Source organism: Sulfuriroseicoccus oceanibius (assembly GCF_010681825.2).
GTDB classification, from domain to species: domain Bacteria; phylum Verrucomicrobiota; class Verrucomicrobiia; order Verrucomicrobiales; family SLCJ01; genus Sulfuriroseicoccus; species Sulfuriroseicoccus oceanibius.
Genome location: NZ_CP066776.1, coordinates 3028850 through 3055745 on the forward strand (window position 1 = coordinate 3028850; position 26896 = coordinate 3055745).

23 protein-coding genes and 1 tRNA gene are annotated in these 26896 nt (G+C 58.3%); 5 read left to right on the plus strand and 19 right to left on the minus strand.

What is annotated here, in order from left to right; genetic code table 11:
- Positions 1-2: 2 nt before the first annotated feature.
- The 4 genes from G3M56_RS12220 to G3M56_RS12235 form a co-directional block, all read right to left on the minus strand.
- Positions 3-950 carry an aspartate carbamoyltransferase catalytic subunit gene (locus G3M56_RS12220; protein WP_164364366.1) on the minus strand — a complete coding sequence of 316 codons (948 nt, stop codon included), beginning with the start codon at positions 948-950 and terminating at the stop codon, positions 3-5.
- A 20-nt stretch (positions 951-970) separates the two neighbouring features.
- Positions 971-1486 (minus strand): bifunctional pyr operon transcriptional regulator/uracil phosphoribosyltransferase PyrR, encoded by a 516-nt coding sequence (gene pyrR / locus G3M56_RS12225; protein ID WP_235203440.1) that lies wholly within the window; start codon positions 1484-1486, stop codon positions 971-973.
- A gap of 127 nt (positions 1487-1613) precedes the next feature.
- On the minus strand, positions 1614-2309 hold the full coding sequence (locus tag G3M56_RS12230) for a lipoyl protein ligase domain-containing protein (RefSeq protein ID WP_164364362.1): 696 nt from the start codon (positions 2307-2309) through the stop codon (positions 1614-1616).
- A gap of 15 nt (positions 2310-2324) precedes the next feature.
- Positions 2325-3077, minus strand: a complete 753-nt coding sequence (locus G3M56_RS12235; RefSeq protein ID WP_164364360.1) for a hypothetical protein — start codon at positions 3075-3077, stop codon at positions 2325-2327.
- A 121-nt stretch (positions 3078-3198) separates the two neighbouring features.
- Between G3M56_RS12235 and G3M56_RS12240 the strand changes: the two genes are divergently transcribed.
- Positions 3199-4662 carry a CbiX/SirB N-terminal domain-containing protein gene (locus G3M56_RS12240; RefSeq protein ID WP_164364359.1) on the plus strand — a complete coding sequence of 488 codons (1464 nt, stop codon included), beginning with the start codon at positions 3199-3201 and terminating at the stop codon, positions 4660-4662.
- Positions 4663-4725: 63 nt separating this feature from the next.
- On the opposite strand, the gene G3M56_RS12245 is transcribed toward G3M56_RS12240, so the two are convergent.
- The 3 genes from G3M56_RS12245 to G3M56_RS12255 all read right to left on the minus strand — a co-directional run bounded on the left by G3M56_RS12245 (position 4726) and on the right by G3M56_RS12255 (position 6800).
- The gene (locus G3M56_RS12245) at positions 4726-5382 is read right to left on the minus strand and encodes a purine nucleoside phosphorylase YfiH/LACC1 family protein (protein ID WP_164364357.1); all 657 of its coding nucleotides are present in this window, start codon (positions 5380-5382) and stop codon (positions 4726-4728) included.
- Positions 5383-5510: 128 nt separating this feature from the next.
- Positions 5511-5999, minus strand: a complete 489-nt coding sequence (locus tag G3M56_RS12250) for a MarR family winged helix-turn-helix transcriptional regulator (RefSeq protein WP_164364355.1) — start codon at positions 5997-5999, stop codon at positions 5511-5513.
- A gap of 336 nt (positions 6000-6335) precedes the next feature.
- Complete coding sequence (locus G3M56_RS12255) at positions 6336-6800, minus strand: hypothetical protein (RefSeq protein WP_164364353.1); 465 nt, start codon at positions 6798-6800, stop codon at positions 6336-6338.
- A gap of 226 nt (positions 6801-7026) precedes the next feature.
- Here G3M56_RS12255 and G3M56_RS12260 point away from each other — a divergent pair.
- Positions 7027-7117, plus strand: a tRNA-Ser gene (locus G3M56_RS12260).
- A 659-nt stretch (positions 7118-7776) separates the two neighbouring features.
- Here G3M56_RS12260 and infA read toward each other — a convergent pair.
- The gene (gene infA, locus G3M56_RS12265) at positions 7777-7998 is read right to left on the minus strand and encodes a translation initiation factor IF-1 (protein ID WP_164364351.1); all 222 of its coding nucleotides are present in this window, start codon (positions 7996-7998) and stop codon (positions 7777-7779) included.
- A gap of 349 nt (positions 7999-8347) precedes the next feature.
- On the opposite strand from infA, the gene asnS reads away from it, so the two are divergent.
- On the plus strand, positions 8348-9709 hold the full coding sequence (gene asnS, locus G3M56_RS12270) for an asparagine--tRNA ligase (protein WP_164364349.1): 1362 nt from the start codon (positions 8348-8350) through the stop codon (positions 9707-9709).
- 208 nt (positions 9710-9917) lie between these two features.
- On the plus strand, positions 9918-10958 hold the full coding sequence (locus G3M56_RS12275; RefSeq protein WP_164364347.1) for a glycosyltransferase family 4 protein: 1041 nt from the start codon (positions 9918-9920) through the stop codon (positions 10956-10958).
- Between the two features lie 30 nt (positions 10959-10988).
- Here the strand turns inward: G3M56_RS12275 and G3M56_RS12280 are convergent, their stop codons facing one another.
- From G3M56_RS12280 to G3M56_RS12290, 3 genes are all read right to left on the minus strand, one after another.
- The gene (locus G3M56_RS12280; protein ID WP_164364345.1) at positions 10989-12245 is read right to left on the minus strand and encodes a 4-hydroxy-3-methylbut-2-enyl diphosphate reductase; all 1257 of its coding nucleotides are present in this window, start codon (positions 12243-12245) and stop codon (positions 10989-10991) included.
- A 41-nt stretch (positions 12246-12286) separates the two neighbouring features.
- Positions 12287-12910: a L,D-transpeptidase gene (locus G3M56_RS12285; RefSeq protein ID WP_164364343.1), complete on the minus strand. Its 624-nt coding sequence runs from the start codon at positions 12908-12910 to the stop codon at positions 12287-12289.
- 61 nt (positions 12911-12971) lie between these two features.
- Positions 12972-13970 (minus strand): M28 family peptidase, encoded by a 999-nt coding sequence (locus tag G3M56_RS12290; protein ID WP_164364341.1) that lies wholly within the window; start codon positions 13968-13970, stop codon positions 12972-12974.
- A 73-nt stretch (positions 13971-14043) separates the two neighbouring features.
- Here G3M56_RS12290 and G3M56_RS12295 point away from each other — a divergent pair, with 73 nt between their 5' ends.
- Positions 14044-15042, plus strand: coding sequence for a lysophospholipid acyltransferase family protein (locus G3M56_RS12295; RefSeq protein ID WP_164364339.1), 999 nt, complete (start codon positions 14044-14046; stop codon positions 15040-15042).
- Positions 15043-15083: 41 nt separating this feature from the next.
- On the opposite strand, the gene G3M56_RS12300 is transcribed toward G3M56_RS12295, so the two are convergent.
- The 8 genes from G3M56_RS12300 to G3M56_RS12335 form a co-directional block, all read right to left on the minus strand.
- On the minus strand, positions 15084-17384 hold the full coding sequence (locus G3M56_RS12300; protein WP_164364337.1) for a tetratricopeptide repeat protein: 2301 nt from the start codon (positions 17382-17384) through the stop codon (positions 15084-15086).
- A gap of 2 nt (positions 17385-17386) precedes the next feature.
- On the minus strand, positions 17387-17863 hold the full coding sequence (locus G3M56_RS12305) for a hypothetical protein (RefSeq protein WP_235203441.1): 477 nt from the start codon (positions 17861-17863) through the stop codon (positions 17387-17389).
- A 126-nt stretch (positions 17864-17989) separates the two neighbouring features.
- Complete coding sequence (locus G3M56_RS12310) at positions 17990-18742, minus strand: LamG-like jellyroll fold domain-containing protein (protein WP_164364333.1); 753 nt, start codon at positions 18740-18742, stop codon at positions 17990-17992.
- 175 nt (positions 18743-18917) lie between these two features.
- Positions 18918-19709, minus strand: coding sequence for a LamG-like jellyroll fold domain-containing protein (locus tag G3M56_RS12315; RefSeq protein ID WP_235203443.1), 792 nt, complete (start codon positions 19707-19709; stop codon positions 18918-18920).
- Between the two features lie 160 nt (positions 19710-19869).
- A complete protein-coding gene (locus G3M56_RS12320; RefSeq protein ID WP_164364332.1) occupies positions 19870-20448 on the minus strand; it encodes a PEP-CTERM sorting domain-containing protein in 579 nt (192 codons plus the stop codon).
- 138 nt (positions 20449-20586) lie between these two features.
- Entirely contained in the window at positions 20587-22152 is a 1566-nt protein-coding gene (locus tag G3M56_RS12325; RefSeq protein ID WP_164364330.1) for a LamG-like jellyroll fold domain-containing protein, read from the minus strand.
- 5 nt (positions 22153-22157) lie between these two features.
- The gene (locus G3M56_RS12330; RefSeq protein ID WP_164364328.1) at positions 22158-22697 is read right to left on the minus strand and encodes a sigma-70 family RNA polymerase sigma factor; all 540 of its coding nucleotides are present in this window, start codon (positions 22695-22697) and stop codon (positions 22158-22160) included.
- A 112-nt stretch (positions 22698-22809) separates the two neighbouring features.
- Positions 22810-26769 (minus strand): cadherin domain-containing protein, encoded by a 3960-nt coding sequence (locus G3M56_RS12335; protein ID WP_164364326.1) that lies wholly within the window; start codon positions 26767-26769, stop codon positions 22810-22812.
- Positions 26770-26896: the final 127 nt, after the last annotated feature.

Sequence of the window (26896 nt, forward strand, 5' to 3'; positions counted from 1 at the left end):
GGTTATGCGCTTGGGAATTCGTCGGTTTGAGGTTTGAGCCAATAAAGTGCGGCCATCCGGGTGGCGATACCATTTTCCACCTGCTGGTTGATGAGCGATCGCTCGTAATCCATCACGCCGTCGACCAGCTCCACTCCGCGGTTCACCGGCCCCGGGTGCATGATATAGATCCCTTCGTTGCGCACGCGTTCGAAGCGCTGCGCAGTGATGCCGAAGAACTTGTGGTACTCCTGAACCGACGGGAAAAACTGGTCGTTCTGCCGCTCACGCTGAACGCGCAGCAGGTAAATCGCATCCGGCTTCCATTCAAACCCCTCGTCCCAGCTGCTGACCGACTCAAGCCAATCCGGACGGTTGCCGGGCACCAATGTTCCGGGACCGAACACGCGCACGTCCGCGCCGAGCATCTTCAGAATCCGACTGGTCGAGCGCGCCACGCGGCTGTGCAGGATATCCCCCACGATCAGGATCCGCTTACCCGCAAACCCACCAAAGGTCTCGCGCACCGTGAAGGCATCGAGCAACGCCTGAGTCGGGTGCGCATGGTAGCCGTCGCCCGCATTGAGAACCGATGCCCCCGTGTGCTTGGCAATCATTTCCGGGACGCCGGACATCTGATGGCGCACGATCACGTAATCAGTGCGCATCGCCTGCAAGGTGTCGATCGTGTCCAAAACCGACTCCCCTTTCACGACCGATGAGGTCGAAACCGCGAAGTTGGTCACGTCCGCCGACAACCGCTTGGCGGCAATCTCAAACGAAGAACGCGTCCGCGTCGATGGCTCGTAGAACAAAGTCAGAACCTGTTTTCCCTTGAGCGTCGGCACCTTCTTCACCGAACGCTTGAACAGATCTTTAAACGGAATCGCGGCATCCAGAATCTCAGTCACCTCCTCGGCACTGAGCGAGTGGATATCCAACAGGTCTTTGCGGCGCGGAATATCAGTCATGGTCGGTTGAAAAGATCAATCTAGCTTCGCTTCAATAGGAACACCCCTTCTTCACCGTCACTCTCCTCCAGATGGACGGCGACATAATCTTCGCGCTGGGTGGCAAACGATTCGCCCACGTAGTCCGCCTGGATTGGCAGCTCGCGGTTGCCGCGGTCTACCAGCACGGCGAGTTCGATCCGGCGCGGACGCCCGAAATCAGTGATCCCATCGATGGCCGCCTTCACTGTACGGCCGGTAAAGAGCACATCATCGACCAGCACCACGTCCAGCCCTTCGACATGCTGTGGCAGGTCGGAGCCCTTCAGCGACGGCATTGTCCCGAGGTTATCCAGGTCGTCGCGGTAGAGAGAAATATCCAGCGTGCCAAAGCCCACCTCACAGCCACGCTCGTGCAGCAGTGCCTTCAGGCGCTTGGCGACATCCACGCCGCGCGTGTGCACGCCCACCAAAAGTGGCGCATCGCCACCGGCATAACGGGCGGCCAGTTCGTCCGCAATGCCCACCAGAGCACGGGAAATATCAGCATCTGTCATCAGCGAGGTGCGGCCAAGATCAGCCGTCAAAGCCCCGCGACGCGGCATGGAAGAGGAAGAGTCACCGGAATGAGCCATAAGCAAGTGACGTTACCTTGCCCCGTGGATCCACGATGCGCAAGCCCGCTCAGCGCCTCAGATTCCAATTGTCACAATCATAACGCTGCGTGCGCAATTCCGCCCAGCTCTCGCCAAAGCCATCAGGCAGCCAATCATCGCCAAGCACGCGCACGTCACGGGCGAGCGCTGCAGCCAACGCCCGGCCTAACGCATCGCGATCGACTCCCGCCCCAACGACGACACTCCCCTGGTGGATCAAGCCATCACGGGTGCGCCGCTGACCGGCACCCGCCACTTTATCACCACTCTCTTGGACCAAGTCCGCTTCCACCGGCGACTGAAAGCATGGCACGCCGACCTGCTGGCCACCAGAGGCCGCCAATCCGACACCAGCCACCCCGACCACAGCCAACGCGGCTCCGAGCGCGGAATGGATCACTTCGTAAGATTCCGTGCGCGCGCGCAGGAACCCATCGGTCGCCTCGCCCTTGGGAACGATCAATGTGTACGGAAAATCGTCCCCGTGCAGCACGGAGCCGCCACCGGTAAAACGCCGCACCACCGGCACGTCGTAGGCGTCGAGCTTCTGCCGCGCCTCCGCTACCGACTCAAAATACCCGAGCGTGATCGCAGGCCCGGACCACTGGTAAACGCGCAACAACGGCACGTCGCGCTGCATCTGCAGCAGCACTTCATCCACCGCCATCTGCCCAGCCGCATCGCGGTCTCCGCGATCAAACCACAAATCGAGCCTCTCAAACATCTTCAGACCAATCAATCACTGCCCCGACAACGCACCACGCACACCGCGCCCGAATGAGCGGAAGCTGTTACCGATATCGCGACCGACACTACGCGTGGTCTCACCGACCTTGTTCCAATCGATGCGGTTCAGCGGGTTCTTATAAGCGGCCTGGGCGCCTTTTGGGTTCCAATTGGCGGCGAGCACACGGCCCGAGGCACCATCGACCACCAGGTTACCGACCACCCGTCCCTGGGAGTCACGCAACTCGACCGCGTAAATCGGCGCCTGGCCCACACCGCGGCCATTGATCTCATAGCTAATGGAATCGAAGCCCACCTTGGCATTGCGGGCCGCCACGTCGGCGATGGTGAACACATCCGTCGAGTTCTTGCGCAAGTTGTCGAGCGAGAAGCTCACCCCTCGACGCGCCGCACTCTGCTTCTCACTCAGCACGGTCGCCGCGGCGATCCGACCATTGGTCACTTTGAAATACGCCACCCTGCGGGCATCCTTCAAATCATAAGCCATCACGTGCCAATGCTGGGGCTGGGTTGCTCCCTTCTGACCGACGACAGCGACCAATCGATTGCGGTAAGCCGCACCGTACTCCTTCAGCACCACTGAGATGGCTTGCTTAGCAGGGACATTCTGAGGTGCTTGAGCCTGTGCCCGCGCAGCGATTCCTCCAATAAAAAAGAACGCGAAAACGAATGTAAAAACCACATTCAACGAGCGGCGACGCTCTCGGGCAAAAACACGGGATTGAGGGATGATTTGCTCTGACATGACGTTATGATGCGTTGGCGCAGCGCCACCATGCGCAGTCCAAGCGTCGGATGCAAGCGGCATCCACCTCGTGTCCCGCCTCGAAAATTCCCGAGTCCCGCCCAAAAGCCTGCACCTCACCATGCACGACCCCGCATCTTCCTCTCACTCGCCCGCTTATCCAGCCCAGTGGAAAAACGCCGCACTCCTGGTCATCGGCCACGGATCGACCGAAAACCCGGACTCATCCGCGCCGACCCACGCAATGGTCGACGCCCTGCGCGAGCGCAACCTCTTCGCCGAAGTTCACGCCGCCTTCTGGAAAGAAGAAGCCAGCATGCGTGAAGCCCTCGCTATGATCAATGCCGACACGGTCTACGTTGTGCCAGGCTTCATCAGCGAAGGCTACTTCACCAAGGAAATCATTCCGCGTGAGCTCGGCATCCCACAAGGTGAGTCGGAAGCCACCGTTCAAGGCAAGCGCCTCATCTACTCGCGCCCGGTTGGCGTCCATCCATCGATGACCCCGCTCCTGCTCAAGCGCGCACGCGAGGTCGCCGGCGACATCTCACCAGCCGATTGCACATTGCTCATCGTCGGCCACGGCACCGGACTCAACACGGAGTCCCGCCTCATCGTGGAACAACGCGCAGAGGAAATCCGTTCGAGCGAGGCCTCGTTCGCCGAGGTCGTCGACACCTACATGGAGGAAAAGCCGCTGATCAGCGATTGGGCCGAAATCGCCACCAAGGACCATGTCGTCATCGTCCCCTTCTTCATCGCCGACGGCCTCCACAGCTATCAGGACATCCCTGTGATGCTCGGGATCGAAACCGAACCAACCGCCGCCGCCTCCCAGCGCGACGTCTTCCGCAACAACCCCTACTCGCTGCGCGGGAAAACACTCTACTACAGCTCGGCAATCGGCACCGACCCATCAATGGCCGATGTGATCCTCGACCTGGTGCGCGACGCCACCAACACCGACGAGTCCATCCCCGCTCCGAAATCTCCGCGAGCCAATCAGAAGTTCCTGGAAGCGAAGCTCGGCAGCGGCGAACTGACCATCGGACAGGTACTCGTCCGCAAGACTGCTGATGGCGAATTCTCCCTCACTCACGTGGACGATCGTGAAAGCGACAGCTTGCGCGCCATCAACGCCCACGACGAGCTGCGCCGCATGACTCTCTTCGACGCCACCGATGAATACCGACCACTGCGCTCGGCAAACAATCTGCAATCCGGCTGGGTCGTCACCGTTCCGTCCATCGATGCTGTGCTGGAAGCCCTCGACTTCCTTTACCCCGCCGCCGTCGGAGTGGCGCGCTCGCAAGAACAAGGCACCCTTCCGGTCTGTGAGATAAGCGATAAGTTCAACCGCCAAACCGGCATGTACCATATCACCGGACTGGCCAATGAGGAACAAACGGAAGAAGTCGTCGCAGCACGCTGCGCCGCCCATTGCCTCAAAACCCCACTGTGGGAGCAAAAGAGCAAACCATCCTCACCGGCCGCCGGCACCAATACGATCCCACTCCTTTGTCCAGAGGCCTGCAACATGCTCGTGGCAGACGCCCGCCGCGTGGTGAAACGCGACCGGTCCTAATACGACTCTCGCAAAAAGCGCGTGGACCGGATCATCGGTGCACGCGCTTTTTTGGGTCGACGACTAGCCTGCGGATAGCACAGCCAGCATGCGGCCGGTCTGCCCCAGATCGCGCCGGTAGGAATAGTAACGCTCAGGGTTCGACGCGGTACACAAGCCACAATCGTGAACCTGCTCCTCCGGCAAACCGGCGGCCTGCAGTTGCGCCACGATCTCGGTCGCGATATCGACTTCGTAATGAGGCTGTCTGATACACGGTGATAGCTGCGCCACCACATCCTCGGGCACGGTACCAAAATTGGTCGCCATCATCCGAAGTGCCTCACCCACGATATTGCCCTCGGTTCCCTTTTTCCCCGAGTGGCAAAGCCCGATCGCCCGCGTCCTTGTGTCCACCAGATAGACCGCACAGCAGTCGGCCACCACAATCCCCAAAACCGCCGCCTGATTGCGCGTGACGAGGGCATCCACCCCTGGCACTTGCCGATCCACTGGAAGCGGGTGCCCGTTGACCAATGCCACCGCGTTGCCATGCACCTGCTCCGCCGTGTAGAGCAATCTGTCGGGAACCTGCCGCTCCAATGCCGCGTTCCAGCCCGGCCACAACCTAGGCATCACCTCTTCCTTCGGCCCGCGCACATCCACCTCTGGCTGTCGGCAATAAAAGCCGTGCTCAATCCATGGCAGCTTATCCAATGCTGCGAATCGCTCGATTCTCATGAGTCGATCATACCAAACCCACTCCCAAGCGGAAGCGCGAACCGCAAGAGCCCCATCCCCACCTCAAAACCAACGCGGGCGGACGCCCAAAAAGACGCCCGCCCGCAAAAGTAAAATCGATCGCGCGATTAGCCGCGACCTCCGCCTTCACCAAATGGCAACGAGTCACGACCTTGCTCGTCCATTCCAGCCATCATCTCGGACAACCCGCGGACCAACCCTTCACGCAACCGCTGAATCAACTGACTCCCCTTCGGAGTGATCCGCACCAAAATCTTTCGCCGGTCATCCTCGGCATGCACGCGCTCCACGTACTTGAGCTTCTGCAAGCGGTCTACAAGCCCCGTTGCCGCAGCTGTCGAGTGGCCCATCTTACGAGCAATGTCCGTCATCGTCAGACTTTCCTGTTCGTCCAAATATCCGAGGAGGAAGAACTGAGCGTAAGAAACCTTGCCCTCGTTCAAGTCACTAGAGAGGTCGAGCAAACAAGAGCGCTGCGCCAGCATCATGAAGTCGGCAAGCTTGTCGATCTCGCCCCGGCTCACCGAGCTTGCTGGGGATTGCGCACGATCGTGCGCCACCGTCTTGTCTTGGGTCTCTGAGGATGTGGGCTTCATGGCTGGTGTCGTTGGAATCAATGAAGTGAGTACAAGGAGGAGTAGATACCCGTCGCCCCCATCGGACTCAGAAGCACACTCCCCCGGCCTAAGCCCACCAGACAGCACTTCCAACCCACCGACACAGTCGACGATCAATGCCCGATCTTGAACCGGCGTAAAAGTTATGGCAAGGCAAAAGTTTAAAACTTCTGAACAGTTTGAAGAATTTGATAAAAACTTTTTGAAGCCTGTGAAGGGTCAGCTTCTCAAGAGACAAAAAAATGCCGCACCGGAAGGCGACCGAAGTCCACCTCCCTATGCGGCAAAAAGCAACGTTCAGTTGTGCGCGAATCGCTATTCGGCAGGCACCTCAAGTCCTAGCACCGGATCCACATCCTCTTCACTGACCTCTTCGGCAACACCAGGCGTCTCGATACGGAATACACCGGAGCCCTTGGACGGGCTGCCGTAGACCTTGTCTGCGGTGACCAGTTGACCATCGCGCTGCGGAGCAACCTTCACCACTGCGGTTTCCGCACCGGCAAACATCACGCTCAACTTCTCACCGACCGTCACATCGCTGCCAGAGGCCAGTCGAATCACAACAAAATCTCCATTCGGCCCAACACCGGCAATCGCCCCCACTTGCTCGTATTCCGGCTCTACGATTTCTTCTGGAGTCTCAATTGGTGTCTGCTCCTCAGGCAACTCCACGGGCACATCCACCACCTGGCAACTCGTGCAAAGAGCCAGCATCGCAGCCGCACCAATGACAGCGGCGCGCCAATTTCCCGTCAACAAATCTCCGATCGACTTCATGGGCTGAACTTATGCACCGCCCACCTATCAGCTCAAGTCTCATTGTCCCAAAATTACGCATTCCTTTATCATTCGCATTCCCGACAATCCCCTCGCGCCCAAGCAGATGCCCTCACGCACGCTCCCTCAGCAGCCGAAAATCGCGACAAATTGTGAACGAATTACCGGAAAATCCATTGACCCAAGCCCATATCTGACTATTCATATGCCTCGCACCACGCGACACGGAGAGTTGGCTGAGTGGTCGAAAGCACATCTTTGCTAAAGATGCGTACTCCAAAAGGGTACCGAGGGTTCGAATCCCTCACTCTCCGCCACTTTTTCAAACGCGCTCATCAGCGCGTTTTTTTGTGCCCCGACCCCAAGACCTCCGGACACCTTCCTGAGGGATGAGAACCCTTTCTGCCACATCGGTTCGATTCGGAGTGTAGCGAGCCCGCGAGCGAAACGCAGAAGTCGTGAGCGCAGCGAACGACAATCCCTCACTCTCCGCCACTTTTTTCAAACGCGCACCTCAGCGCGTTTTTTTGTGCCCCGACCTCAAGACCTCCGGACACCTTCGTGAGGGATGAGAACCCTCTCTGCCACATCGGTTCGATTCGGAGTGTAGCGAGCCCGCGAGCGAAACGCAGAAGTCGTGAGCGCAGCGAACGACAATCCCTCACTCTCCGCCACTTTTCAAACGCGCACCTCAGCGCGTTTTCTTGTGCCCCGACCTCATGACCTCAAGACACCTTCGTGAGGGATGAGAACCCTTTCTGCCACATCGGTTCGATTCGGAGTGCAACGAGCCCGCGAGCGAAACCCACTTTGGGTGCCGGAGGCACCTTGCATACCAGCCTGAGCCCCCGTCCCAGGTAACCCACCTCCATAACTCCCCACGACGTCCCATCATCCCGCCCGCCGCCAAAAAAATCGGGCCAGATCCGACACTCGCCGGATCTGGCCCTAAAAACGTACGTCTTTGTCCTCTTGATTAACGAAGACGGAAAACAATGCGTGCTTTCGAGGTGTCGTATGGAGACATCTCCATCTTCACACGGTCGCCAGCCACAAGACGAATGAAGCGCTTGCGCATCTTTCCAGAGATGTGAGCCAGAACTTCATGACCGTTCTCCAAGTTCACCTTGAACATGGTGCCTGCGAGAACCTGGGCAATGGTGCCTTCAACCTCGATGTACTTTCCATCGTCGGACATCTTCGGCCCCTGTGGCTCCGATGGGCGGCCACGACCGCCCCCTGGACGACGACGTCCTCCTTGACCAGGACGTCCTCCTGGCCGGCGGTTTCCGCCTCGTCCACCTCCGCCTCCGCCACCCGGGCGTTTCCTTGCTACTTTCTTCTTAGCGATAACAGTCTCCTTGTTGGTTTATTTTCGACACGACCTGAAGCCCTTACAGAGCACGGCGCGTGCGTGTGCGGTGAGTGTCGATCGAATTGGAAAAATCGCAACTAATTAATTCGCAGAGCCTCGCGTTGCTTGGGTCTTGCGAACCACTAGCCTTCCGGTCAATGGTGGTCACATCCAAGACACACCGATTTCCTTCATGCGCATTCAAAAAATCCTTACGCTCGACGCCGCCCCTGCGGAGACAATTACTCTGAATGGTTGGATCCGAACCCGCCGCGATTCGAAGACATTCTCGTTCGTCGAACTCAATGACGGCAGCGGCATCACCGGCATCCAAGTCATTGTCGACCAATCCACACCGGGCTACGACCAAGTCGCCACGGCCACCACCGGCGCCAGCGCCACCATCACCGGCAAAGTCGTGGAGTCCCCGGGCAAAGGCCAGCGCTGGGAAATCCATGCCACCGAGTTCCAGCTCGTCGGCACCTGCCCAAGCGATTACCCATTGCAGAAAAAGGGCCACTCCCCCGAGTTCCTGCGCAGCATCTCCCACCTGCGCCCACGCACCAATCTCTTCGGTGCCGCCTTCCGCCTCCGCTCGAAGATCTCCTACGCAGTCAACCGCTTCTTCAACGAGCGCGACTTCGTTCAGGTCCACACCCCAATCATCACCGCCAGCGACTGCGAGGGCGCGGGTGAGCTCTTCCGCGTCACGACACTGGAAGGCGATATCGACAAACAACCAGCCAGCGAAGACTTCTTCGGCAAGAAGACCTACCTCACCGTGTCCGGTCAGCTCGAGGCGGAAACCTTCGCCTGCGCGCTGGGCAAGGTCTACACCTTCGGCCCGACCTTCCGCGCGGAAAACTCGAACACCACCCGCCATGCCGCGGAGTTCTGGATGATCGAGCCGGAAATGGCATTCACCGACCTCAAAGGCGACATGGATCTCGCCGAAGAATTTGTCCAGGCCATGGTGCGGGCCGCGCTCGACGAATGTGGCGATGACCTCGCGTTCTTCAACCGCTTCGTCGAGAAGGGCCTGATCGAACGACTCGAGAAAGTCGCCAGCACCCCATTCGAACGCCTCAGCTACGAGGAAGCGGTCAACCTGCTCATCAACTCCGGCCGTAAGTTCGACTACCCCGTCCACTTTGGTGCCAACCTTCAGGCCGAACACGAGCGCTTCCTCACCGAGGAGCTGCTCAAACGTCCGGTCACGGTCTACAACTACCCGAAGGAGATCAAGCCGTTCTACATGCGTCTCAACGACGACAACCGCACCGTCACCGCGATGGACCTCCTGGTACCTGGCATCGGTGAGTTGATCGGAGGTAGCCAGCGTGAGGAGCGACTCGACCAACTGATCGCCAACCTCAAACACCACAACCTCTCACCAGATGAGTATTCGTGGTACACCGACCTGCGCAAATACGGCAGCGTGCCGCATGCCGGCTTCGGGCTCGGTTTCGAACGACTCCTCATGTTCCTCAGCGGCATCCAGAACATCCGCGACGTGATCCCATTCGCCCGCACACCGGGCAATGCCGGATTCTAACAGCGGACACCGCTCCAAATTCCGGGCACCTGGTCGCGATCGACCTGGTGCCCTTTTTTTGTTTGGATCGCCGGGATTTGAGCCCGATCCCCCATCGGAGCCCTTGATCATTTGTTCTCGTCCGCCGTTGCGCTATGTTACTCGAATCCCCCGCCGGCCTCGCGTTTCGAGCGCACGGAGAACCCGGCAACTATCACCAGCTTCCATTGTGACAACTCAAACCCACGTCATTTGCCCCAACGGAAAGGATCCGTATCAGGAGTTCGTCACCCGCAAGGAGCTCAACGAGCCCACGCTCCACGCTCCCATTAATTTCCACGCCTACGCGGCCGCCACCAAGGGCTGCTTTGCCACTCACATCGGCGACCTAACCGGCAAGCAGGGCATCTTCATCGTCCTGCTGAGAGGGCGCCTCGTCAGCGCCCTGCGCACAATCAAGAAGCTCAAAAAGGAAGGCGCTACAGTCTGGGTGACGTGGAAAGAGACCGGCCGCCATCAGATCGCCAGATCCCTCACCCGCTTCGGAGCCGAGTCCCGTGCCCGCCGCTGTCTCGGGTTGGCCGACGCCGCTGTCACGCCCTCCGCTGCCGCGCGTGAGTTCTTCGCGCCGCTTTGTGAAAAGCTGGGCAAACCGATGATCTCACTCCCCACGCCCTACCCAATGGACGTGATCGCATGGCGCAGCAATCTGCCGCTCGACCAACGCAACGGCATCTTCATCGGCACGCGCGAGTTCAACGTACCAAGCCGCAACCACACAAAGGCACTGCAAATTGCCGCCAAAGCAGCTTCACGTAACCAGTGCCGTCTTTCAGTGATCAACCCGGACGGCCCGAAAGGCGCCGAGCGCATCCGCGCCACGGTGGCCGGACTCCCGGACGAGCACCTCCATATCATCGAAGGAAAACGCCCGTACCGCGACTACCTGCGCCTGATCGCCGCTCACCGGCTTGTGTTCCAACTCGACACCAGCGAAGTACCCGGCCAGGTCGCTGGAGACTGCCTCTTGACCAAAACCATGTGCATCGGCGGCAATGGCGAAGTGGAGACCATCGCCTTCCCCGAGACCTGTATCGACGGCATGAACGTCGGCGCCCGCGATTGGGACGCACTTCTCGACATCGCACTCACCAACGACGCGTTTGTAAACCGTCACGTCGCCATGTCACAGCAGCTGGGTGCCGCCGTGCTCTCGTTTACCGCCTACCGCAAAGAAATCGACCGCTTGACCAGCGAGCTGCCAGCCTAGCGGTCGTAATAAACTTTCTGTCGCCTGAGCCTACGCGCTGACGACTTGCTCTTTGCTGATACCGCGCAGTTCGAAGATCCGGACAATCGTATCCTCGATCAAATTGCTCGGGCAGGACGCACCAGCGGTGATTCCAATGGTCACCGGTTCATCAGACACAAACTTCGCCGAATAGCCCGTCGCGACCTGCTCCTCCTTGGCTTCCAAGTCGAAGTGGATCACCTCTTCCAGACTGCGCAAACACTCCGCCTTGCGGATGAAGAACGATGGCACCACTTCCTGCCCGATTTCCACAAGGTGAGTGGTGTTTGAGCTGTTGTAACCGCCCACAACCAAAAGCAGGTCGAGCGGACGCTTGAGCAGATCGAAAAGCGAATCCTGACGCTCCTGCGTGGCTCCGCAAATGGTATCGAACACCTGGAAGTTCGTGGCGTCGCCGCCATCGCGATCGACAATCGCAGCGCGCAGGCGGTTCTGCACTTCCTCGGTTTCGGACTTAAGCATGGTGGTCTGGTTAGCCACACCGATCTGCTTCAAGTGTTCATCGGGATCGAAGCCATCGGAATACGAGCCCTCGAAGTACTTCATGAACTCATCGCGTTGTCCATTGCCGCGGATATAATCGCAGACCTTTTCGGTATCGGCCAATGTCAGCACCACGAGGTAATGACCGGTCTTGTCCGGCCCGAGTGCGCGGGATGCGGTGGCACGGGTTTCTTCATGTCCCGCTTTCCCGTGGATGATAGAGGTTACTCCGGCCTTGGCGTAGCCGCGGACCCGACGCCAGACGCTCATCACGTCGCCACAGGTTGTGTCCACCACGATGACCCCCAACTCGTCAAGCTTCTCCATGAACGTCATCGGCGCACCGAACGCCGGCACAATCACCACGTCGTCTTCGGTCAAATCATCGTACTCCGCGGTGAGCTCGCGCCACTCGAGCGAGGTAATCCCCATCTCACGCAGCTGGCGGTTCACTTCCGGGTTATGAATGATCTCACCGATCAAAAAGATCCGGTTTTCCGGGAACACACGGCGCGAAGCATACGCCAGGTCGATCGCGCGCTCGACGCCATAACAAAAGCCAAACTGCTGAGCCAGATAGACCGTCGTGTTGTCGATGCTGATCTGACCGCCCCGCGAGCGCACTTTCTCGACAATCGAGCTGCGGTAATGCTCAGCAACCTCTGCCTGCACCATCTCCATCACATCGGGGCGACGGACATTGACGCGCTTGCGTTTCTTGGGCTTCGGCTGGGGTTTTGGAGTGCTGGCTGATTCGTCCATGGCAAACATTTACACCCTGTCTGGCGCTCGGCAAACAATTCTCACGACTGCGGAATCCGCGGTGCCGGACCGGATTCAAAAATCCGCCCCTTGTACAGGTGGAAGATCGCATTCGTGTTCAAAATATGCGGCGGATATTCGGGATCATCGTAATCCTGCGGCCGCTTCAAGTTGCGCCCAATCGTTCGATCCTCCGGAAAGCTGTTGCGCACGATCACCGGTGTTCCCACCCGCACCAACTCGAAGAACTTAGGTGCCACATTCTGATGCAACCTCACACAGCCTGCAGAGCGCGGCACGGGGTGGACCCAGCCCGCGTGAATGCCGTACGCCGGACTGTAAAACGAACACCAATAACCCATCGGATAGCCAGCTCCTGGGTTGCTGCGGCGGCGGCGGTATTTCTCTTTGCCTAAAATACGATGATTGCCCAGCGGCGTCGGTGTCTCGGGTTTGCCGATGGCCGCGGCGGTCACGAGCAATGCCTTGTCCCCTTCCACCACGTAGAGTGCTTGGTTTCTGATACTGATCTTAACCACCACATTCTGCGGATTGGTCGGACGGTAGGCCTTGGATTGGTAGGGAGCCCGCCCGCCGGTGGAGGCACATGATGCCAAACCGGCGAGCATTGCCGCCCCAATGATCAGTCGCAGAATCAGTTTCATCGGCGTCATTGATAACACAGCGGCAATTGGACAAAAGCCACAAAAGCATCAATCCCCACACTCAGGCATCGCTGGCGTCTTCGAAGAACGCTGCGGATCGCTCGGCAAACCCACGCATCGCCCGTGACCTCTCGGCCAATCGCTTACGCACCCGCGGGTACGGTGACAACCCACCCGCCGGCGCCGCGCACAACTCGGTGAGCAGCTTGACCAGGCCATGCACATCGGCAAACGACACCGCTTCCGGACCAATCTCATCGTCGCCGGCACAGTTGTGATAGTTCTCTAACGCGAGCGAGATCCCACCCGACTCGACGCCGAATGCCTGCATCGCCGTGGCTTCACACGCCCCGCCATCGAGCAGCGCGCGTTGCACGTCAATCTTATGCTCACCCGCCACCACCTCGAGCGCTGCCGTGATCTCATGGCTGAATACCGACAAGCGATCTCCCACACGCAGTACCGGACCTTTGCCTAACTCCACCCCGCCCCGCGGCGTACTTGTTTCCAAACTTACAAAACGCACCGACTTCGGCAGCGGCCACCGTTTGACCAACTCCACCGCGCCGAGAAACCCGACCTCTTCCGCACGCGTGAACACACCAAAAACATCCGCCTCCACTTCACGCTTCGCCAACTCCTTGAACGTCGCCAATATCGCCACACACCCGATCAAATCATCACAGGCCCGCGCCACCACCCGGTCACCGTCGAGCTCAAAATCCGTCACATCCCACACAGCAAACTCACCGTGCTCGATCTTGCGCGCGGCATTGCGGGTCACCGTTGATTCCGGCACCCCGCCGAGAAACTGCCACTCTCCCTTCTCGTTACGCACGAACGCAGGATGGTCCATATGCGCGCCAAAGGCATAGCGGGCCCGCTTGTTGCCTCGCCGGTAACGCGCAATCACATTACCAAACGCATCAATCGTCCAACTGACGTCGGGAATCGCCCGCAATTCCTTCAAAATCGCATCACGTACGTGGTACTCGTGGAAGGGTGCGGTAGGCTGGGAAAGGATCCGCTTGAGCAGCGACTGCAATTGACGTTTGTTCATGGGCACTGGTGCGATTGAAATTTGCTGCCAGTGCATATCACGGATTTTCCCACCGTACCATCTCCGCGTCCCCATGAGCCAACCATCCAACGCAGCCCCCCTCCCACCACAACCGTCGATGTGGAAACGCCTGCGCTACGTGATCGAGTGGCTCGCTGTGAAAACCGGCCAGGAAACCGTGGCAATGCTCGACCACCGCAGCATCCCAACGGTCGCCAATGCACTGGGGAGCATCGCCGCCCTCGTCGACCGCCGCGGACGCCACACCGCGCTGGAAAACCTGCGAGTCGTTTTCGGCGATCGCTTTTCAACAAAGGAACGAAACGCCATCGTCCGCGAAAGCTACAGTCAGTTCGCCCGCGCGTTCATCGACCTCTTCTGGTCGCACAACCTGAATTCCGACAACTTCCGCTGTTTCGCCACCTTCGAGCTCGAAGATGAAGAAGCCACGCTGGCCGCAGGCAAACAAGGCGCTGTCTGGCTCACCCCGCACTACAGCAATTTCGAATGGATGGCGCTGTGCTGGGCCTTCGTCGACGGGGATGAATTCACCATCATCGCCGAGGACTTCAAAAACGATCGGCTGACAGGGTTGTTCCGCAAGTTCCGCGAAGCCTCCGGCCACCGCGTGATCCCGCAGGAGCGCGCCATGATCCGCCTGCTCAAGGTGCTCAAGTCCGGGGGCAACACCGCATTCCTGCCCGACCTCAACGTACCCGCCGGCAACGCAGCCATCCCCGTCTCCTGCTTCGGCCTGAAAGTCTCCGCCACGCCACTGCACGCCCTGCTCGCCGCACGCACCGGCGCCCCCGTGGTGCCCGGCATCTGCCTTCCAAACGCCGACGGCAGCTATCAGATGAAGGTTTTCAAACCCATCACCTTCGCCAAAGACACACCGCTCGAAGAAATCGCCCAACAATGCTGGGATATCTTCGAACCATGGATCAAGGAACGCCCCGCTCCATGGCTCTGGATGTACAAGCATTGGCGCTACCGCTCACGCACCAACCCGGACAACTACCCCGCCTACGCAAACTTCTCCAAGAAGTTCGACAAAATGGAAGCGCTGTAGCCCTCCTGCGCGACGCTACAGCCCACAGCGGGGCTCAGCCATCACTTCTGGATTCCGTAGCGCACGCGCAGGAAGTCCGCGGCCGGACGGTATTGCGGGTTAATCTGCAACGCACGCTCGGCGGCACTGATCGCTTCGTTGGTCTTTTGCAGACGATAGTAAATCGTCGCCAACGCAAACGGATAATCCGGACTGTCCGGAGCCAGACGCTCGGCTTCTTTAAGGTGAGTCGCCGCCGTTTCGAGGTCGTTGGCTCCCGCGGCATGGAGGCCGTAGTTGTAATGATAGCGCGGGTTATCCGGCTCCAGCTCGACCGCCTTGAGGAAAGCTGCACCGGCTTTGTTTGCCTCCAGGGCTTCCGAATAACCGAGCCCGAGAAGGAATCTGAGATAGCCATTGTCCGGCTCCACATCGGTGGCTTTCTCCAGCAGCTTGAGCGCCTCGGCGCCGCGTCCCAGTCGGCTCAGATAAACAGCCTTTGCCTGATAACCCGCCACGGATGACGGGTCCCACGCAATCACTTTGTCGTACCACTCCTCCGCTGCGGAGAACTCACCGCGCGACACCAGGATCTCCGCACGCCTCAGCGCACCGGTCGGCTGATCCGCAACGTGATTCAGGTAGCTCATCAATTCTTTCATCAACGGGGAATCGTCCGGCAACGATTGAGTGAACGCCCAACCTGCTTCCATCCGCACGGAGCGCATCGGATCCTCGACCAGCTTGCGCACCACATCCAAAGCTCCCGCCGTGCGTGCCAATCGGGCACACGCCACCCTCACCAGGTAATCCTCGTCGTCCATCGCCGCCCGAACCCGCTCAAGCACGCGCTCGTCCCTCGCCCACGGTTCCATCAGTTCCAACAAGCTCGCGCGCCACAGCGGAATCTCCTCGCCATCATAGGCCACTAGCAGCTTTTCAATCGCCACAGGATCGCCATCATACGCAAGCTGCACCGCCCGCGTACGCTCACGCTCCGGTCGCTCCATCTTGTCGCCATACCATTTGTCCACCCACTCAATCGCCCAATCCACGGACTGATCATCGTGGCACTTGTTGCACGCATTCGGAATCCCGAGCTCTTTGGTCAACAACGGATCCGGTGAGTGAAACCCGTGATCGCGACGCGGGTCATTGCCCATGTACACCGTCGAGGGCATGTGACACTCCACACACATGTTCCCCGTGCTCCCGTCTTTATGGAACGAATGCGCAGTCGGATTAATCACCGTCGCCCCATCCACGCCACCACCATGGCATTGCAAACAAAGCGCGTTGTTCTCGATTGGATACTTGATCGCCGCGGTGTGAGGGTCGTGGCAGTCCAGGCACCCCACCCCGGCGTGCCCCATTTTACTCATCTTCAAGGACGCCCATACGTAGTCCTCGTTCAAAATCTGGCCGTCCGCATAATACAGTGTCGGATGGGTTGGCAAGGTCAGGTGGTAGTGATCTCCATACTTCTTGCCCGCTTTGAACTCATCATCAAATTCACCGCGACGCGAGTGACACGATGCACAGGCATCCATCACCACATCCTCCTCACCCAGCATCGGGTCCATTCCTGGGCGGATCAAACATCCCGTGTCCGCCACAGGCGTCGTAGTATAACCGCCGTGACATTGGGTGCAGCCGATGGACATCTCATCCCAGGTCGAATGGTAGGTATCCGTCGCTACATCATAGCCCTTGTGGAAATTGGTCATATGGCAGTAGGCGCAGTTGGCATTCCAATTCATGCCCCGCCCGAGCCAATGCCCCCACTCCCCCTCGCTACGGTCGTCCTGCGGCGTGGTATCGATCCAGGTCTTCGTCTCCGGAGCCCAGGCAGTGCGGGTGGTTTGCCACCGCCCTTTGTCCGACTGCGTGAGGTATTGGATCAGCGGAGTCTCGCCGATCGCCATGTCAAAGTGCCACGTTTTGCCATCCGGTCTCAGCGGTGAACTCACATCCGCCGACGGCCGCTCCCCGGCCTTCCACTGAAATTGCCACTTCTCTCCACCCGGCACCTTGATCCCAGCCGCGGCAAATGCCTCGGCATCACGCTCCTTGCTCACCAATCGGTTCGCCAATGCATGATGCGAGTGCTTCCACTTCTCCGCATAGTCCTGATGGCACGCCAGACATTGATGGGAGATCGCACGCACCGGCTGACGCGACGCCCCAGCTTCCTTGGTATAAACCTGCTCGACCGCCAGTGGATGGCCCACCGGCTTGACTTCCTGCCTCGCAGCCTTGCTTGCCTCCTGTGCCTCGCGCGTCCCGCAATATGCCAACACCAAAACCGAGGCCCCAATCGCCAACGGCTTCCACTTCAATTGCTGAATCCAACGCGCACTCATTTTCAAAAATCTCGGTCCAGGGCAGGTCGCTTTTCGCTGGCAGGTCCATATGGCGTCCAGAACCCATCCGGCACCACCTCCTCAAAACGCTCGTAGGAGGCATCCGGCACACCGGGCAGACTGCCAACCTCAAATAACCCGTACGCGTTACCCAGCGGATCGCGTCCCTCTTTCAGCATGCGCTTGAACTTTTTCCTGATCAGCGGACGCAAATCATCAAACTCCACCTCTTTACCAACCTGCCAGTTCTTCTCGTCTGCGCCCTCCAACAACGCCCGCTCGATCTCCTCCAACTCGGTCCGCGTCTGCTGCGCCTTTTTCATCATCGGCGCCCGCATTGCTCCCGTCACCAACACCACTCCAAATCCAAACACCAACCCCAGCAGCATCAACCACTCCAGAACCGTCACCCCCTGGCGACGACTCAGAACATTCCGCTTCGGAACCATCGCTAACGAACTTGTGGACTGCTTCATCATCTCCGCACTTTTCTGGTCATCGCCGGCACCTACGCCCGGCGCGACATCAAACTAGCACTAGATGACAATTCACCGCCACAAGCAACCGCTGATCGAGTCGAATCTCGCGGCCCCTGCAATCCCGCATCACCGCTGACGGCGGCGCATGATCCACGTAAACCCACCCAGTGCGAGCAATGCCTGCAACCCAGGCTCGGGAACTTGAGTCGCGGAGCCCGCGGCATTCAAACTCAAGAACGCCATCTGATCGGCGCTCAAAACCTCATCGAAAATCGCCACATCGTCGATGTCCGCAGTGATCGCCCGCACGCCATCGCCCCAACGTGATCCGAGCTGGAACGATGTCATCGTCCCAGTCGAAAAGTTGTTAGTAGAACCCACGAACGCGCCATTCACATAGTAACTCAGCGTCGCACCATCGCCCACCACTCCCAGATGATGCCATCCGCTGCTCACATCTGTGGGCGACTGTACATTCACTCCGTCCGCTCCACCCACTCCCCACAACGCCGTGGTATTGCCTCCTGTATGCTCCAGAAATGCGATCCCATCGGCATTTCCAAACGAGAGATAATCGCGCCATGCGTCCGCATCCCCCTGCACATGCATGGAGATCGTGAAACTCGTCATCGTCACTCCCAACACATCGAAATCCGCATCCCAGAATTGAGATGCCCCTGCAAAAAAGCCTCCCCCACCGCCAAACCGCCCCGGCACTGCGGCCACGTCGGACGACTGATTCCAATCCATCACACCGGTTCCGGTGTTCTCGCCCATATCAAGTTCGTTATCGAATGTGAAGTAGGCCACCATCGCGGCGGACGCATGACTCATGGCAAACATAGCCACTACACTGGAGCTGAGAAGGATTCGCATCATCACTGTGTCGTTGGGTTGTTTTGTGAAACGCACTCCTATCTTTTCGCGTCACCTCAGGTTCCGGATGCAACAATCCCAATCAACAAACAAAAAAAGGCCGCCGGAGAACGGGTGATTCCACCCATCTCCGACGACCTCAACCAAACGGTCTTTACAATTTCAGAGTCGCTGAAGACTACTTGCGGCGACGCAAAATCAGCGCCAATCCACCAAGCCCCAGCAACGCGGCCGAACTAGGTTCAGGCACAGCAACAGCGGAGGCCGCTGCGTTTGTGCTCAAGAACAGCATTTCGCCATCCGTTAGTGTGTTATCGAAGATCGCGACATCATCGATCTCGGTCGTGATCGCTCTATCGCCATCACCAAAGCGTGACGCCAGCTGGAAAGCACTCATGGCACCCGTTCCCGAGTACGCAGCGCTCCCTCGATTCTGACCATCGATGTACAAGGTCAAGGTTCCACCACCAACGGTCAGGCCAAGATGGTGCCACGCTCCATCATCCACATCAAACGTACCAGCACCGGGAGAATAAGCGACCTGCCCTTCATTCACCCCACCAACGCTGCCAATGTTGTAGTTAGCAACCCCCTCTGCTCCGGTGCGTTCCAGAACAAACACAACGTTGTTGCCGGTCCCAATCGATACAAAGTCCTTCCAGGAATTCGCCTGACTCGACTTCACATGCATAGAGAGAGAGAAGCTCTCCATATTGGCTACCGAGAAGTCGCCATCCCAGGCACTTGAGCTCCCCGCGACAAAACTACCCGCGCCGGCTCCGAAGCGGCCCGCCGTTTGAGTAACTTCGCTAAAGTTGTTCCAAGCTGTCGCCACGGTGCCCGTATTGGCACCGAGATCTCCAGCGTCGTCGAACGTGAAGTTCGCGACCATCGCCGCCGAAGCCGACGACACCGACAAGGCAAGAGCAGCAAACGCTCCTGCAGTTGTGCACAATTTGCGTGTAATCATTTTTTGTTTTCTTGTTAGTTTGCACGGAGACAACAGCTGGCGCCATCGACCCGCGCCCCCTCTATTTCGGCATCCCGTTCAGCGTTAACAGATTTCGCAAAAAAAGCCGCGTATCGGCATTCTCTCCCGATACGCGGCATTAGAATTAAGCTTCAGCCCGTCATTTCTTGCGGCGCATCACGAGCGCAGCGCCACCAAGAGCAAGCAATGCCGCCGCTCCTGGCTCAGGCACGGGATTAACCTGGAAACTGACACTATCCGTCTCCCCCCAGCCCCCGCCAACCGATCCAGGAAGCGACTGATCCTCGTGCTCGTAACGGAAAACCACAAACTTCCCGACATCCGCCGCCGTCGCGGTGTACGCGGTCTGAACCAAATCAGCAGCAGTTGCAATCTGCGCGTCTCCTGCCACCCAAGTGCGGGTGCCCGCATCCGCACCATCCCACAAAATCACCTGCAACGAATAGGCGTAGGTATTGCCTGCGACTCCTGGTGCCCCGGCATACTTGATCACCGCAGCATCCATCAAAATCTCATCGCCCTCTGCCAGCGCCACTCCGTGGTGGTACTCCGCCGATCCCGTCTGCGCCCAGACTAGACTGCCGCCTCCGTTCAAGTTCAGACCATTGTTCACCGTCCAGCCCCCATCCGAGACCAGATCACCGCCGTAGTCAAAGTCATCACTGAACACAACCGCGGCATCAACGTTGCATGCAGCCGCGATCGAAAAAGCGGTCAAGATAAGAGGAGTTCGAAGCTTCATAGAGGTTTGTATTTTGTTGGATCAAATGGCGAACTTCGCTTCAAACACGCGTTCGAAAAACGACCTCACCGCCCGCTTATGTCCGCACCTCGGTTGAGCGTTAACAACAAATACTCACTCAGTCTGCATTCGCGGGTCATTCTTCTCCATCAGCACACGAATCCCTTCCTCATCTAGAGCTCCATAGAAAAGGTAGACCTCGTCAATATCCCCGCGAAATACGATCGGCGGAGTGCCCGGCTGGTGAATACTCGATCCGATCGTCACAGGGGTAGAGTCAACGTCATGCGTTACGGTGTAGGTGTGCATCACCGACCCCTTCTTCTCTGCAGGAATGAACTCGCCCTGCTTTTCCCCATCGATATAAACGGTCACCAACATGCCTCCGGGGAAGTCCTGATTATCGATCGGCCGCGCCACACAGGCCACATGGTGCCACTCACCATCCGCCAAGTTCCTCCTGACAGGATAATACGATCCTCCACTGGTTACCAAATTGCCACCGTGTCCCATCGTCATTACCCACAATGAGTTCGAGCTGGAGGGGTCACCATCGTTCTGACACAAGCCCCAGCCAATCAAACCACCAATATCCTTCCCGGTAGGCGTAGACGGTGCGATATCCGTACGAATCCAGCACGCCGTGGTGCGCGCCCGAGCCCCCTCAATACCGTTCAACCGGGTTCGCAACTGCTGTCCCTTGGTGCCATCGAAGCGCACCGCATTGCCAAAACGTCCATCGACCAACTGCAGGCCTGTTCCCAGCCTCTCGGATCGCGCGTGAGCAAAATCCCCCCCCATGTGTACCCCTTCCGCGAGAAAACGCCCGTCCTCCACGCGATCAAAGCTCCAATGCACATACGGCAATGTATCCGGCAGCAGGCTCATGAATTGCCCCTCTTCGAACTCCGTAAGCACCCAGCCATCATCCCCTGAAACCACTGCCGCCTGCCCTTCCTCAAGCAAAACCTCGGAACTACCCAAACTATCAGTCTCGCCCCGCACCACTCCATCCATCACGTGAATCTCAGTCGGCCTCCCGGGCACAACCGCCACGCCAAAGGTAGTTCCCAAATCGACCGCACGGCAATCCGGAGCCTCAACCGAAAAACCTTCCGCCCCAACCGGCACATCGAACCACCCCAGCCCCTCCTGCAAGCGCACCTCACTCTCGGACACAGCCTCAACCACCGCAGGACCTACCACCACGGAACGAACGCCACTAGGGAAGCTCAATTCCACCACCCCTTGATCCACTACCAGACTGGATCCGACTGTCAGCATTGGCCCCTCTCCAACATGCCCTGCTCCACCACTGTGCTCGAGATGGAAAACGGTCGAAGGAGCCACCTCCAGACCAATCGCCAACTGACGGCTCCGCTCACTTCGCATCATGTGAAGCGCCACTCCTCCCAACAACAGCACCACTGCAGCAGCCACAGCAGAAATCTTCAACGCACGCGCATGCTGATGGCGTAGCACCTCTTTCATCGAGACCACGCCCCCTCCCTGCCCCGCACCTGGTGCCGCATTCAATCCAATCAAACTATGGACATCGATGAAGTCGAGATAGGCCTCACGCCACTCCGTCGACTCCCTCAACTTGTCCTCCAATTGAGCAAACTCCTCAGGCGACAACTCCCCTTCCACCATGCGGGAAAACCATTCATCGCGTTCCATATCCATCATCCTGCTTGCCCCTCCATTTGTAACCTGTCTGACACACACTTGCGCAACATGGCACGCACCCGGTGCAGGGTCACGCGCAATACAGGCGCCGAACGCCCCGTCTCCGCCGCCAGCGACTCGATCGATTGAGCGCCACCATACCGGGTCATCAACAAATCACGGTTCCCAGGACTGACCTTCTCCAGGCATTGCGCCAACGCACCGCGCTTCGCCTCAAAGAGCGCAGACTGCCTTTCACCTGATCCATCCGCCAGCAACTCCACCACATCATCGCTGAAAACCAACCACCCCTCGCGCTTCATCCGCTTGCGATAATTCATCACCTTGTAGCGGGCGACCGTCGCCGCCCACGCTCCGAAGTTACTCCCGATTTCAAAGCTCTCCCGCTTCTCCCAAAGCACCACATTCACCTCCTGCAGCACATCGCGGACATCGGACACATTCGGCACCAACGCCAGAATCAACGAACGCAAAGCCTCCTGATGCCCCGTCAACAAGCGGACAAATTCCCTAGAGTGTTCAGTCGATGATTCCATGTGTTGCCGCCCCTATTTCGACGCCTCTCAAACCGTTAACAAGAAAAACAAAAAAAACATCCCGCCACCGGATCATACCGATGACGGGACAACCTTCGACATAGGCTGAAGGTTACTCAAACACCAGGTATCCGATCTGCTCCGCACCATGACGACGCTCACCATCACGGATCTGATCCTCATCCACCGCCATGGTAAGCGTAGACGAATTGATCGCACCGGCACCATAAAGCACCGCCCAGCCTCCATTATTACCATCCATACCCGCCACACTCACGGCAGCTGCACTCGCGCTGGCCAATCCACTCAGGTTGTAGCTGTATCCTGGAGAGTCCCCAACCCCTTTGACGGAGTCAGCCCCCACCCCAGCCACCAGAGCCACGCCATCCAGGGAGCCGCTCCCACTCTCAACCACAATATAGCCAAGCACCTCATCAGCACGACCTGTGTTCACATCGTCTTCAGCTATCTGCTTACCTACATTCAGCACAGTGGCTGACGGATGACTCAAACGATCGCCCCCCATACAGAAGAATGTGGAGAAGTTTGAATCGTTCGCACTCATCACCTGCCCGACCACGACAGGCGAACTATAGCTATTGAGATAGGACCGCGACTCAGCAATCCAGCCAGGAGTGCGCCCTGCAGTAACCGTAGAGGTGAACTTGACCGCCTCCATGGTCACGCCATCGGAGGCCTGCGTATAGACCCCTTCCTCAACCGCGATCACCGACACGTCGACAGTCACTTCCCCAATCAGGCCATCGGCGCGGTCGATCTTCAGATCGAAGGTGCTACCACTGACATTCTGGATGCGGGTGACCACTGGTGGAGTCGCGGTGTCCGGATAAATCGGAGTCGCCACAATCACCGCCGAGTTATAGTTCTGGCCGAGGTCGACAGTCGTCCAACTCGTGCTACTGACCGCACTGACAGTGGTACGCACCAACTTCGGCGAGTTGCTCGCTTCGGTGGTGAACGATCCACTGCTGCCCCACACCGTACCCGCACTATTGCTGGCCTGCACGGTGAAGTAGTAGGTGGTGCCCGCGGTCAGACCACTAAGCGATGCGGTGTAGCCACCGGTCGCCTGGTTACCGTGGGCGGCACTGTTGGCCCAGTTACCAGCCACTTGGCCGCCATCGGTCTCACCGTAGTAAACCGTCACTGCCGGAGCGTCGCCACCGTCATCAGTGACGGAGTAAGCCACGTCCGCTGAGGTCTGGGTGATCGAACTGGCACTGCCGGTGGCAATCACAGGCGCGGTCACTTCCACCACATCGGTCACATTCACCGTAACCGCCGCGGCATCGCTGAGCGATGGGGTTCCGTCATCGGTCACCGTCACAGTGAGCGCATAACTCGTGGTGGTTTCATAATCCAGGGGCGCAGCCGTGGTGATCTCACCAGTGCTGCTGTTGATGGCAAACTCACCACCGGCGTTGCCTGCGGTAATGGCATAGCTCAAGGTATCACCAGCATCCGGATCGGAAGCCGAGACCGTTCCTACCGTGCTACCAATCACCACATCTTCAGCCACTGCGAAGGTCGCATCGGAAGCAACTGGCACCTGGTTCACAGGGCCAGCTGGACGAACGGTTACCAACTTGAAGTTATCGAACTCGTTCCAGTTTCCACTGTTCACACGGAGTGCCAGCTCTTGACCAGCGTACTGTGACGCCACCGTATAGTCCAAGCGGATCGTGCCCCAGCTGCTCCAGCCGATTGGCTCCGTGGTTTCAGCCATCAGCTGATAACTTCCACCGCTCTTTGCGAGCAACTGCACACTGCGCACATAGCTTCGTGAGCTGTCGTAAGTCAGAGTCAAAGCCTCCCCAGCGGTCAAGGTATATCCAAGATCCTGAGTCAGTTCAGAGCCCGTCCCCATATAAACAAACTGGGAACCATGGGAACCTCCTGCACCAACACCCAAACCGGCACCGGCAGCAGTAAGTGTCCAGCCCGTCGGCGCACCCGAAGTTGCCGGCCCATCTTCAAAGCTCCGGTTCGCGATAGGAACCAGCGCTTGCTCATTAGTCGTGAACTCCCAAACGTCGCCGGCAAGCGTCCCCGAAGAGGTCACCGAATCCACACGCCAGAAGTAGGTCGTGTTCGGATTGAGAATAGGGTCCGCGAGTGACGCGCTGGTCACCTGCCCCTGATACTCTGGCGAAGCCGTCGTCGCATTCTGCACCGCAACTTCATTGGTTCCGACATACACATCATAACCGGTGGCTGCCGCGTACGCATTCCAAGTCAAGTCCTGCGGAGACGTTCCATCGGCCGTATCAAATGGGCTCGGACGCGACGCCCCCTTGATCGACGTGATCTGGAAGTTATCGAACTGGTTCCAGTTGGCACTGATCATCCGCACGACCAATTCCTGTCCGGCGTACTGCGACTCAACAGCGTACTGCAACGTAATTCCGGTTGCCCATCCACCCCAGCCTGTCGCCTCGGTGGATTCCGCCATCAGCGTATAGCTCCCACCACTTTTGGCGAGCAGCTGAATGTTACGATCGTAGTTCCGATCACTATCATAGGTCAGGGTCAACAACTCACCCTCGGTGAGAGTGTATCCCAAGTCCTGGGTCAATTCCGCCCCCGGGCCCATATACAAGAAATAGGAGCCATCCGAGCCACCTGCCCCAACACCAATTCCCGACCCCGCAACCGTGTGTGACCACCCATTCGGCACTCCACCAGTTGTACCATCCTCGAAGCTGTGGTTCGCGATCACCACCTGAGGATCGCTATACTGAATCGTTACATCGATCACGACCACGCCGGTTGCTGTGTTACCAGCCGAGTCGGTGATCGTGTACTTGAAGTAGTCCGCGCCGAGATAAGCGCCTTGGGCGGTGTAAACGAGATCGTCTCCCTGGCGAGTTACCGTACCGCCTCTTGCCGACACACTGTCGAAGCTCGAAAGCACCAGAGACTGACCGTTGGCGTCGTGGTCATTATTAAGCACACTGACGCTGACCGAAGAGTCGACCCGCTGGACAAACGTCCCCACATCCAAGCTCGCGTACGGCGGCAATTCCACAGAAGAATACGTCCCCTCTGCATCCAGGATTCCCCCGGCCGAAATCTTACTGTTACGGTGATTGAGAATTCGGTAAACCTCGGGTCCGCTCATGCGACCGGTACCATTGCCCCCCATGAAGCCAGTCCCCTCAGGAGAACCTCCAACATAGTGGCCGCAGTTCCAGTTGTGCCCCATCTCATGACGGAACACCACGTCAAACAATCCAGAACTACCACTATCGTTTACCGAATAGCCGCTGGAGGTTCCTACCACCCCGACCCAAGCCAAGCCCCCTCCGACCTTACCCGGAGTCACGCCAGCCACCAAGTCACTGTTCGAATCAGCATGATTGGCATTCCAATGAGTTCGCAGCGCACTGAGATAATCGCCTGCCCCAAAAGCTGTGTATGGATCCTGAGTCTGATCGGTTCGAACAATCACGCGCCCGAGATACGGACGAAGCAATGCGTCGCGCATATACTGGGCACGAGTAACGCAGATATTATACTCGATTAGCTCAAATGCCTTCGCCACGGAACTCCCTCCGGGACCGCTGTAGTAACCGTACTCAGCATCAATCCCCAAATCGAAACCGTAGGTAATCACCCCCGCCTGTCCCGCGCTCACACTAGGTGCCGACGGCACACTATAGGATGTAAAAGACTCCGGAGCATAACTTTCCGCTTGTGTTCCTACAACGGAACTCCCAAGCGTTCGCCAAGTCACCCCGCGATCGAAGAATACCGCTCCACGAAAGGTACCGTCGTCTTGCAGAACTCCACACGAAACCGCATCAGGATACTCGTCGACTGTCCCAAGGTACGACCGCTCCGCCACGGGCGTGATCACATCGTATCCTCCTGAGGCATTCTGAGCCAGCAGCTCAAAGTTGGAACCTCGAAGATCCTCTCTCGTCAATCGAAGGGTGATCGTTTCGTCGTTCCGTGTCACCGATTGCACCATGCTCTCAGGAGCACCTGTCACCACATTTGCCATCGCAGCAAATGCCGCAACAGCCAACGTCATTATAGCTCTAATCATTGTTATTCAGGGGTTGTTGTCCTGCCTTGGCAGCAATTGCCACCAAAGCCCCCCTCGACAAACGCGACTCAGCAGAAGCTCCATCAACAGCGAGGGGGTGAGGCTTAGGAATGACCTCCGAACCGTC

Coding starts and splice junctions, on each gene's coding strand:
- G3M56_RS12220 (WP_164364366.1), bottom strand. CDS start 950: ATGACTGATATTCCGCGCCGCAAAGACCTGTTGGATATCCACTCGCTC.
- pyrR (WP_235203440.1), bottom strand. CDS start 1,486: ATGACAGATGCTGATATTTCCCGTGCTCTGGTGGGCATTGCGGACGAA.
- G3M56_RS12230 (WP_164364362.1), bottom strand. CDS start 2,309: ATGTTTGAGAGGCTCGATTTGTGGTTTGATCGCGGAGACCGCGATGCG.
- G3M56_RS12235 (WP_164364360.1), bottom strand. CDS start 3,077: ATGTCAGAGCAAATCATCCCTCAATCCCGTGTTTTTGCCCGAGAGCGT.
- G3M56_RS12240 (WP_164364359.1), top strand. CDS start 3,199: ATGCACGACCCCGCATCTTCCTCTCACTCGCCCGCTTATCCAGCCCAG.
- G3M56_RS12245 (WP_164364357.1), bottom strand. CDS start 5,382: ATGAGAATCGAGCGATTCGCAGCATTGGATAAGCTGCCATGGATTGAG.
- G3M56_RS12250 (WP_164364355.1), bottom strand. CDS start 5,999: ATGAAGCCCACATCCTCAGAGACCCAAGACAAGACGGTGGCGCACGAT.
- G3M56_RS12255 (WP_164364353.1), bottom strand. CDS start 6,800: ATGAAGTCGATCGGAGATTTGTTGACGGGAAATTGGCGCGCCGCTGTC.
- infA (WP_164364351.1), bottom strand. CDS start 7,998: ATGTCCGACGATGGAAAGTACATCGAGGTTGAAGGCACCATTGCCCAG.
- asnS (WP_164364349.1), top strand. CDS start 8,348: ATGCGCATTCAAAAAATCCTTACGCTCGACGCCGCCCCTGCGGAGACA.
- G3M56_RS12280 (WP_164364345.1), bottom strand. CDS start 12,245: ATGGACGAATCAGCCAGCACTCCAAAACCCCAGCCGAAGCCCAAGAAA.
- G3M56_RS12285 (WP_164364343.1), bottom strand. CDS start 12,910: ATGAAACTGATTCTGCGACTGATCATTGGGGCGGCAATGCTCGCCGGT.
- G3M56_RS12290 (WP_164364341.1), bottom strand. CDS start 13,970: ATGAACAAACGTCAATTGCAGTCGCTGCTCAAGCGGATCCTTTCCCAG.
- G3M56_RS12295 (WP_164364339.1), top strand. CDS start 14,044: ATGAGCCAACCATCCAACGCAGCCCCCCTCCCACCACAACCGTCGATG.
- G3M56_RS12300 (WP_164364337.1), bottom strand. CDS start 17,384: ATGAGTGCGCGTTGGATTCAGCAATTGAAGTGGAAGCCGTTGGCGATT.
- G3M56_RS12305 (WP_235203441.1), bottom strand. CDS start 17,863: ATGATGAAGCAGTCCACAAGTTCGTTAGCGATGGTTCCGAAGCGGAAT.
- G3M56_RS12310 (WP_164364333.1), bottom strand. CDS start 18,742: ATGATGCGAATCCTTCTCAGCTCCAGTGTAGTGGCTATGTTTGCCATG.
- G3M56_RS12315 (WP_235203443.1), bottom strand. CDS start 19,709: ATGATTACACGCAAATTGTGCACAACTGCAGGAGCGTTTGCTGCTCTT.
- G3M56_RS12325 (WP_164364330.1), bottom strand. CDS start 22,152: ATGGAACGCGATGAATGGTTTTCCCGCATGGTGGAAGGGGAGTTGTCG.
- G3M56_RS12330 (WP_164364328.1), bottom strand. CDS start 22,697: ATGGAATCATCGACTGAACACTCTAGGGAATTTGTCCGCTTGTTGACG.
- G3M56_RS12335 (WP_164364326.1), bottom strand. CDS start 26,769: ATGATTAGAGCTATAATGACGTTGGCTGTTGCGGCATTTGCTGCGATG.